At 68.2% G+C, this 5,810-nt stretch carries 7 protein-coding genes; 5 read left to right on the top strand and 2 right to left on the bottom strand.

What is annotated here, in order from left to right:
• Positions 1–406: 406 nt before the first annotated feature.
• Positions 407–703 carry a hypothetical protein gene (locus AB0H32_RS46245; RefSeq protein ID WP_361135103.1) on the bottom strand — a complete coding sequence of 99 codons (297 nt, stop codon included), beginning with the start codon at positions 701–703 and terminating at the stop codon, positions 407–409.
• A gap of 1,841 nt (positions 704–2,544) precedes the next feature.
• Between AB0H32_RS46245 and AB0H32_RS46250 the strand changes: the two genes are divergently transcribed.
• From AB0H32_RS46250 to AB0H32_RS46265, 4 genes are all read left to right on the top strand, one after another.
• Positions 2,545–3,081: a GNAT family N-acetyltransferase gene (locus AB0H32_RS46250; RefSeq protein ID WP_361135106.1), complete on the top strand. Its 537-nt coding sequence runs from the start codon at positions 2,545–2,547 to the stop codon at positions 3,079–3,081.
• Between the two features lie 191 nt (positions 3,082–3,272).
• On the top strand, positions 3,273–3,770 hold the full coding sequence (locus AB0H32_RS46255; protein ID WP_361135109.1) for a hypothetical protein: 498 nt from the start codon (positions 3,273–3,275) through the stop codon (positions 3,768–3,770).
• A gap of 80 nt (positions 3,771–3,850) precedes the next feature.
• Positions 3,851–4,657: a hypothetical protein gene (locus AB0H32_RS46260; RefSeq protein ID WP_361135111.1), complete on the top strand. Its 807-nt coding sequence runs from the start codon at positions 3,851–3,853 to the stop codon at positions 4,655–4,657.
• Between the two features lie 61 nt (positions 4,658–4,718).
• Positions 4,719–4,997, top strand: a complete 279-nt coding sequence (locus tag AB0H32_RS46265; protein WP_361135114.1) for a hypothetical protein — start codon at positions 4,719–4,721, stop codon at positions 4,995–4,997.
• On the opposite strand, the gene AB0H32_RS46270 is transcribed toward AB0H32_RS46265, so the two are convergent.
• Positions 4,966–5,436: a MarR family transcriptional regulator gene (locus AB0H32_RS46270; RefSeq protein WP_361135117.1), complete on the bottom strand. Its 471-nt coding sequence runs from the start codon at positions 5,434–5,436 to the stop codon at positions 4,966–4,968. The two genes, AB0H32_RS46265 and AB0H32_RS46270, sit on opposite strands and share 32 nt — an antisense overlap.
• A 139-nt stretch (positions 5,437–5,575) precedes the next feature.
• Here AB0H32_RS46270 and AB0H32_RS46275 point away from each other — a divergent pair.
• A partial coding sequence (locus AB0H32_RS46275) for a DoxX family protein (RefSeq protein ID WP_361135120.1) occupies positions 5,576–5,810 on the top strand: 235 nt, incomplete at its 3' end.

Raw genomic sequence — 5,810 nt, forward strand, 5'->3', positions numbered from 1 at the left:
GCGACTCGCGCGACCCGGCCATGCTCCGTGACCGGCGGCGGGCCCCGCATTGTCAGGACGGGAGATGAGTCATGCTTCGACATCTGCGGCCTCCCGCAGTTCGGGGGCAGGTCGGGGTCACCCCACAGGCTGATTCGCAAGGACCATCCACCGCAGCGGATCGCGGCTGAAGCCCTGGAACAGTTGCACCGTGGCAGGCTGCTCACCTGCAGGTATCAAGAAGACCTTGAGGTTGATCCCCGGGGGTGGACACCGGGGATCAACCTCAGGAACCGGTGCAGTTCTGGCCGGCCGGCCTGCCCTCCGGCATGCCCCTGGCCACGCTGGTCCGACGCGGCTACTGGGGACCGCGCCGTCGTCTTCGGTGCCGCTGGAGCGGCCCCAGGCGCCCGTCACGCGCTGCCGTTCAGGTCGAGCCCTCTCGCTTCTCGATGTCGTCCCGAGTGAGGTACAGGTTCGGCTCGTCGGGGTTCCACCGGTACTGCCAGTCCTCGTTCTTCAGCAACACACCGGCCTCGGCCATCCGATCGAGAACATCGACGAGCATGTCACCGAGCGGGTAACCGTCCACCCAGAACATCCGCTTGACCCTGCCGAACGACCCGTCCTCCGGGAACACCCCCAGGATCTTCCCCAGCTCGAAGCCCGCCGCGTCGTAGTCGGTCCAGTCGGCCAGAACGTTCCGCAGTCCGTCCATTGCCATGGTGTCTCTTCCTTCTTGGATCCTTGTCGTGTGGGGGATGGGCCGGTCGTAGCGGCTCAATTGTGAGGCCTTCTGGTGTCGCCAGCGGATGATCGCGCAGCCGAGGGCGAGGAAGGCTTGGCGGATGTCGGCTCGGATGTCCCAGCAGATGCGCGGCGGCGCGTGCAGGAGCGCGAAGGCGGCTTCGAGTACAGCCCGCTGCGAAGGCCGGCGGCTGCCGCACCCTGGGGTCCGGCGGCATCGTCTACTGAGCGCACCGCCAAGCTGCCGCGGTGATCTCCAGGCCGCCGTCGGCCAACCACACCGCTGCACCAAGCAGTTCCTCAGGCGATCCTCCAGTGCCCGACGCGGAACGTATCCGGGACACTGACGGCCGTGACCGAAAACGCACCGCATGCCGATCAGACTGACAGACAGAAGTGGCTCACACCCGGCGCGCGGGACCGGCTCCGCCAGCTTCCTCGCCGACGTCGGCCACGAGATCCCCACCGCCACTGTCGTCGCTGCTGAGGTCCACTCCCGGAGCCCCGGCCGCCGCCCTCGGCGCGATCGAAGGTGTCTCCGACGCGCTGGCCGGCGCGACCCGAGTCGTCGGTGGTGTCCTGGCCGACGAAACAGGCCGCCGGCGCAAGGTCGCCGTCGGCGGTCGCGCCATGACTGCCGTCCTCGGCGCAGCCACGGTCGGCGCGACCGCCGTGTGGCAGGCCAGACACAGAGCCGCCGGACAGTGATCTGCCGACCGGTTGGGGGAGATGCAAGAGGCCGATTCCACAACCCCAGCTCCAGGAACGAGCTTGTGCTCGCACCACCCACACCCGTGTCGAGGGAGGTCCAGTCGATGTCCTTGCCTTTCTCAGTGAGCTTGATCGGACAGGGCTTGCCCCGCGTCGCGGCGTACTCCGAGAGCGCGCTGCCGTGCGCGTCCCGGCCGGTGAGCCGTACGGCCCTCATGCCGTCGACGGTCGCAGTGCCGTCCTTCCGCTCGTCGAGCACGCGCTGGTGGCTGGAGTTGTGCTGATAGGCCTTCAGGTCGCACAGCCGGGACGTGTTGCCGAACAGCTCCCAGAGCACCGGGTCGTCGTTCCTGCCGTGGACGTACCGGTCCTTCACCTGGTTCGCCGCCCTGCTTCCCTCGCCGCTCGGGATCCGGGACTTCCAGTAGGTCGCGTCGGGCTTCACCCACACCTCGTCGCCCCGCTTGACCAGTTGTACGCTGCCTTTGTCGCCGAGCGCGAAGGAGCCGGTGCAGTTGGCCTCCCGGTCGAGACGGAGGCCAAGGGCACTGACGGCGTCGCCCCTCGAGGCGGCCGGTCCCGAGTCCCTGAGCGTCAGGTGTACGCATTGGGCGGAACGGTAGGCCTGGTTCGCAAGGTGCGCGATCTCCCGCGGGCTTCTTCTCGATGCCGTTGTCGCCGTCACCATCCGAGGCCCAGGTGGACACAGCGCACAGCACCATGGCGCTCGATCCCACCACGGTTGTGAGTGTTCTGGCCATCACAGCGCCTCTGCACCCCCGAGAACGCGGATATCCCATCCTCACGGTATCTTCCGGGCTTTCTTCTCGCGCCCGGTGTCGGAGCGGGGCCCCGCTTCCCTGCGCACTGCTCCTGTCGGACGGGACGCGGGGACGGGTGGTTCTCTTCGCGAATCCCGACAGCAGTTGTACGGCACTTCGGGAGGCGGCCCTGCCGAAGTCGATGTTCAACAAAATGGGAGGCATCCCGTCCCTGGCAGGCGTGGGTTGTAGGGCCCGGCCCCGTTGGTGAGGGTGAGCCCGGGACGGTGGGTTGATCGGTCCGCCAACCTTGATCGCTGCCGAGTCTGCTGATTGGCTGGCCGGCATGACTGAGCTCGGACCCGTCGCCTGGCCACCTGCCCCGATCAAGACCGAGAGGCTCGTGCTCCGTGAGCCCGAGGCCCGGGACCGCGCCGCGGTCATCGAGCTGCTGGCCTCGCCAGAGGTAGGCATTTACCTTGGGGGCCCGCAGCCGCGTGACGAGCTCGAGCGCGCGATGCCCGGATCACCCAACCGGCGCCCCGGCCTTTTCATAGTCGATCTCGACGGAGCGATGATCGGCCAGATCACGCTCACCAGAGAAACGGGGCACATTCGTCAGGCTGCCGGGAAGGCCGAGCTCGGCTACCTGTTCCTGCCGCAGGCATGGGGATGCGGGTACGCCACCGAGGCATGCGCAGCGGCACTCGACTGGTTCGCCGGCGCGCTTCCCGGCGAACCAGTGGTGCTCGCCACCCAGACCGCCAACATCCGCTCGATGCGCCTCGCGGCGAAGCTGGGGTTCATCGAGGTGGAGCGGTTCGAGGCCTACGGCGCCGAGCAGTGGTTCGGCGTGTGGTCCTCGGTCACGCCGTCCGATTGAGCTGGTGCTCGACCGCGCGGATCCGCAACTCGACAGCACTGCCAGGACGGAGCCAGCGCTGTTGAAACTCGGGTTCAGGCTCACCTTCCGCGGAGGATGCACGCTGACTGATGGTCGCCGGGCGAGTGGGCCCTGAGCAAGTTACCCGGAACTGACCCGTACCGGGTGCGGTGTGGCTGACAGTTGGGCCCGTGGAAGAAGTGGCGCTCCGGCTGGAGGAGCCACTGTTCCCGTCGATCGCCGACGTGGCGGTGCTGTCGGTCGACGTGAACGACAAGGCGGTACGCATAGAGGGCCGACGCACGGTGGCTGGGGCCATCTGTCCCGGATGCGGGGGCTGGTCACGGCGGCTTCACAGCTCCTGCCTGCGATTTCCCGCTGATGTGCCCAGCGGAGGCAGACGGTTCGCTCTCTGTTTGAGCGTCCGTAGGTTCCTCTGCCCGGTCACGTCGTGCGGGCGGCGGACCTTCGCCGAACAGCTGCCAGGGTTCACCCGTCGGTACGGCCGACGGACCGAGCGCCTGTGGTCGACGCTGGCCGCGGTCGGCCTCGCGCTCACCGGTCGGGCCGGTGCCCGCCTGGCGAGCTGCTTCGGCGCGTCTGTGAGCCGCGGCACGGTGCTGTGGCTGGTCGATGCGTTGCCTGAACCTGAAGTTCAGACCCCGCGGGTGGTCGGCGTCGATGAGTAGGCGACCCGCAAAGGGTGCCATTACGGAACTGCCCTGGTCGACGTCGAAGGCGGCGTCCGGTAGACCTGCACCCGCGACGCGTGCTCGCCCGCCTCGAAACCGTGCACGGCTCGCAGCGGCAGACCACGATCATCGCCCTGCGGTCGCTGTTCGGACGGGCCAAGAAGAACGGCACCATCTGCAAGCACCTGACAGGCCGCATCCGGGTCGGCCAGCGCGAGGAAGGTGTCATCCAGCCTCTGGAGCCTGGGCATATCAATGGCTCTGTCGCCGCCGTCCCCCATCCTGCCGACCGGCTGATCCTCCCCCTCGCCGCCGTCCACGCGGCACGACTTGCGGCGATCTGGCACCTCCAGATCGACGACCTCGACATCGGCAATCGGCGCCTGCCCATCGACGGCTGCACCCGCCCGATGGACGAGCTCACCCTCCAAGCCGCCCGAGAACGGCTGGAGTCCCGGCGCCGCCGCTGGCCCGATACCGCCAACCCGCACCTACTGATCAACAAGCGCACCGCACTGGGAACCGGCCCCATCGGCAAGAGTTCGGTCGCCGGGCCGGCTCTGCACCGCCAGACCGCGACCCTGGAACGACTCCGCATGGACCGTCGGCTCGAAGAAGCCCTCGTCCACGGCCCCGACCCTCTTCACCTCGCTAGGTGTTCGGCCTCAGCGAGAAGACCGCGATCCGCTACGCGAGCTCCGCCCGCGTTCACCTGGCACGGGACCTGGAGTCCGCCCCGCGACTTCACCGCGAACCCACGGGTCCATCCCCTTGGGATCGGGCTTCTGGACCCTCGGGTTCCCGCTGAGAACCCTTCAGTATTCGCGAACTCGCGGGCCTCTAGGGGGCCAGCCGAGGTGAGTCGAAAAGCCGCCATGCGATGATCTTGGACACATGAGGTCGAGGTGTCGGGGCCGGCGCAGGCGTACGGCCTTGGTCCTCACGGTGAAGGTCCTCGACGCTCCGACCTGCCGGGCCGCGCCGGCGGTGCTGGATCGGCTGCCGACCACCGACTACAACCCTGCCCGGGTGCCGGCCCCGATCGTCCGGTTCAGCCTGGCCCTGAACGACTACGGCGACCAGTGCGGCCGACTGGATGCCGCGCGGTACTGGCGCGACGCCGAAGCCGCGCGGGCTGTCTGGCAGCCGGCCGGGATGCGCCCTGACCCGATCGCGAGCTCGCTGGCCCGCCTCAGGGGCTGTCGGGATCGATGGCGTTGTTGATGCGGCGGCCGATCTCGCGGAGCTGCTTCTGGTGGGCCTTGGTGAGGGGATCGAACACCAGGCGGCGCACCTCCGCGATATGGCCGGGGGCGGTGTCCACGACCTTGTCCCAGCCCTCGTCGGTGAGGAGCGCGAGGGTGAAGCGGCCGTCGGCGGGATCGGCGGTGCGGTAGAGCCAGCCCTCTTTCTCCAGGCGCTTGACCGCATGGGAGAGCCGGGAGAGCGAGCCGTCGACGAAGTCGGCCAGGGAGCTCATCCGCAGTTTGCGCTCCGGGCTCATGGACAGCCCGGCCAGGATCTGGTACTCGAAGTGGCTGATCCCCGCGTCGCGCTGAAGCTGGACGTCCAGAGCGGCCGGAAGCCGCACCGCGGTGCTGACCAGGGCCAGCCACGTCGCTTGCTCGTCGTCGTCCAGCCAGCGGGGCTCGTCTGCGCTCATGCCCCCACTTTAACTTGAACCCTCAACTCGGACATCCAACCCCATGGCTTGAACGTTCAAGCGATATCACTTGACGATTCAAGTTTTATCGACCTAGCATTGAGTTGAATCTTCAAGCAATCGAACGGAGGGGTCCCTCATGAACACCACCTTGTGGATCATCGCGAGCATCCTGGCCCTGGCTTTCCTCGCGGCCGGCCTGATGAAGATCAGCCAGCCGAAGGAGAAGCTCGCCGCCTCGGGCATGGCCTGGGCCGAGGGCTTCTCCCCGGGGTCGGTCAGAGCGATCGGCGCCGTCGAGGCGCTCGGTGCCTTGGGGCTGATCCTCCCGGCCGCGCTCGGCATCGCGCCGGCCCTGGCCGCCTGGGCCGCCC

This window comes from Streptomyces sp. NPDC020362 (genome assembly GCF_040642095.1).
Classification (GTDB): domain Bacteria; phylum Actinomycetota; class Actinomycetes; order Streptomycetales; family Streptomycetaceae; genus Streptomyces.